This is a genomic window from Actinacidiphila sp. bgisy145, from assembly GCF_057708125.1.
On sequence record NZ_JBYIRL010000099.1, the window covers coordinates 1 to 2,641 of the forward strand.

The window sequence follows — 2,641 nt, forward strand, 5'->3', positions numbered from 1 at the left end:
GGAGGTGGACTGGGCCGCGGTGACCGGTGATGAGGGTCGGGCGGTGAAGGTTGGGCTGCCGACGTATGCGTTCCAGCGGCAGCACTACTGGCCCAAGGCCGCCGTGGGGGTGGGGAATCTGCCGTCGGCGGGTGTGCAGGCCGCTGGGCATGCGTTGTTGGCGGCTGCGGTGTGGCTGGCTGATGGTGATGGGTTGGTGTTGACGGGTCGGTTGTCGCTGGCTGCGATGCCGTGGCTGGCCGACCATGCGGTCCACGGCACGGTGCTGTTGCCGGGGACGGCGTTCGTGGACCTGGCGATGCATGCGGCTGATCTGGCCGGGTGTGGTGTCCTGGAGGAGTTGACGCTCCAGGAGCCGTTGATCCTGCCGGAGCACGGTGGAGTCCAGGTCCAGGTCCACGTCGGCGACAGTGACGGCGGCAGTGGCCGGCGAACGGTCACGGTCTCCTCTCGCGAGGGGGAGGGCGAGTGGGTGCGGCACGCCGTCGGTCTGCTGGCCCCGGCTGACGGTGAGCCGGTCCCGGATCGGCTGTCCGTGTGGCCGCCGGCGGGTGCGGTGGCGGTTCCGGTCGACGATGCCTACGAGAGGCTGGCTCGGCGCGGTTACGGTTACGGTCCGGCGTTCCAGGGGCTGCGGCAGGTGTGGCAAGCCGGGGACACCGTCTACGCCGAGGTGGAGCTGCCCCAGGTCATCGACTCCGATGCGGCTGGGTTCGGCCTGCATCCCGCTCTGCTTGATGCCGCTCTGCACGGTCTTCTGGCTGCCGGTGGTAGCAACGGCAACGGTGGGGGGACGGGGTTGCCGTTCGTGTGGTCGGGGGTGCGGCTGCTGGCGGGCGGTGCCCGCCACCTGCGGGTGGTGCTGGCGCCCGGGTCGGGCGGGGTCTCGGTCACGGCTTTCGATGCTGTCGGTGAACCCGTCTTGCAAGCACGGTCGCTGGCGTTGCGTGAGGCGTCGGCTGGTCTGCTCACCGGGGCTGGCCGGCAGGTGCGGCAGTCGCTGTTCACCGTCGACTGGGTCCCGCTGTCGGTGCAGGCTTCGGCGGATGCGGTGCAGTGGGCGCGGCGCGGCCAGTCGGTCGGCTCCGAGTTGGCGCCGGTGGTCGTTGCTTCAGTGCCGACTGCCCCGTCGGGGGTTTCGGCGCCGGAGGCGGCCCACCAGGCTGCTGCGACGGTGTTGGGTTGGGTGCAGGAGTGGCTGGCAGATCCCGAGACCGACAATGCGCGGTTGGTGCTTTGGACCCAGGGCGCGGCCACCGGGCAGGACCTGGCGGGCGCGGCGGTGGCGGGTTTGGTGCGTTCGGCGCAGTCGGAGCATCCGGGGCGTGTGCTGCTGGTCGACGTAGACCCGGCCACCGACCTGGACCCGACCCGTGACGCTGACGTGGACACCGTCCTGGCCCTGGCCTTGGATGCCGATGAACCCGAGGTCCGCATCAGTTCCGGGGACGGTGAGGTAGCGGTGCTCGGGCGTCGGCTGACCCGGGCCGGGACGAAGGAGCCCGGAGCCGTACCCGCCGAGTGGGACCCGCAGGGCACCGTCCTGGTCACCGGTGGCACGGGGACGTTGGGCGGGGAACTGGCCCGGCACCTGGTCACCGTGCGTGGCATGCGGCATCTGGTGTTGGTGTCGCGGCGTGGCCCGGCGGCGCCGGGGGTGGCTGGTCTGGTCGCGGAGTTGGCTGAGCTGGGTGCTGAGGTGCGGGTGGTGGCCGGCGATGCCGCCGACCGGGATGCCCTCGCCTCGGTGCTGGCCAAGATCGCAGTCGAGCGTCCGCTGACGGCGGTGGTGCACGCCGCGGGTGTGATCGACGACGCGACGGTCGAGTCACTGACGCCGCAGCGGATGGCGCCGGTGCTGTCGGCGAAGGTTGACGCGGCGTGGCACCTGCATGAGTTGACCGAGGACATGGGACTGGCCGGGTTCGTGCTGTACTCCTCGGCCGCGGCGGTCATGGGCAGCGCGGGGCAGGGCAGTTACGCCGCCGCCAACGCGTTCCTGGACGCCCTGGCGGTCTATCGCCGGGATCGGCATCTGGCCGGTCAGTCGTTGGCGTGGGGCCTGTGGGAACAGACCTCGGAGATGACCGGGCAGCTGGAGGGCTCGGGTCGGTCTCGTCTGCGCCGTGGCGGTGTTCAGCCTATGTCGACCGTCCAGGGTCTGGCCCTGTTCGACGCCGCCGTTGCGTGGGGTGCCCCGTTGGCGGTCCCGACCCGCCTCGACCTGACGGCACTGTCGCGCCCGGGACGACCGCTGCCCCCGCTGCTGCGCGGCTTGGTCGCCGGTACGCCCGCCCGACCGACCGCGGCCGCGGACGCGGGCGGCTTCGTGGCCCGGTTGGCCGCGTTTGCCCCCGCAGAGCGTGAACGGGAAGTCCTGGAGATCGTCCGGGCCGCTGTCGCCGCCGTTCTGGGTCATGCCAGCTCGGCTGAGATCGACTCCGAGCGGGCGTTCCGTGAGATGGGCATCGACTCGCTGACCGCGCTGGAGCTCCGCAACCGGCTCGCGGCCGAGACCGGCCTGAGCCTGCCCGCCACCCTGGCCTTCGACCAGCCGACGCCGCTGGAGGTGGCTCGGTATCTGGTTGCAGAGGCGTGCGGGGCCGACGGGGTAGTCGGGGAGAGTGCTGTGCCGGTGGTT

1 protein-coding gene is annotated in these 2,641 nt (G+C 71.7%); it reads left to right on the forward strand.

Annotated elements, in window-relative coordinates:
- Positions 1-19: 19 nt before the first annotated feature.
- Positions 20-2,641, forward strand: a 2,622-nt coding sequence (locus tag AC3ERT_RS36435) for a type I polyketide synthase (protein WP_488180760.1), incomplete at its 3' end; no start/stop codon positions are given.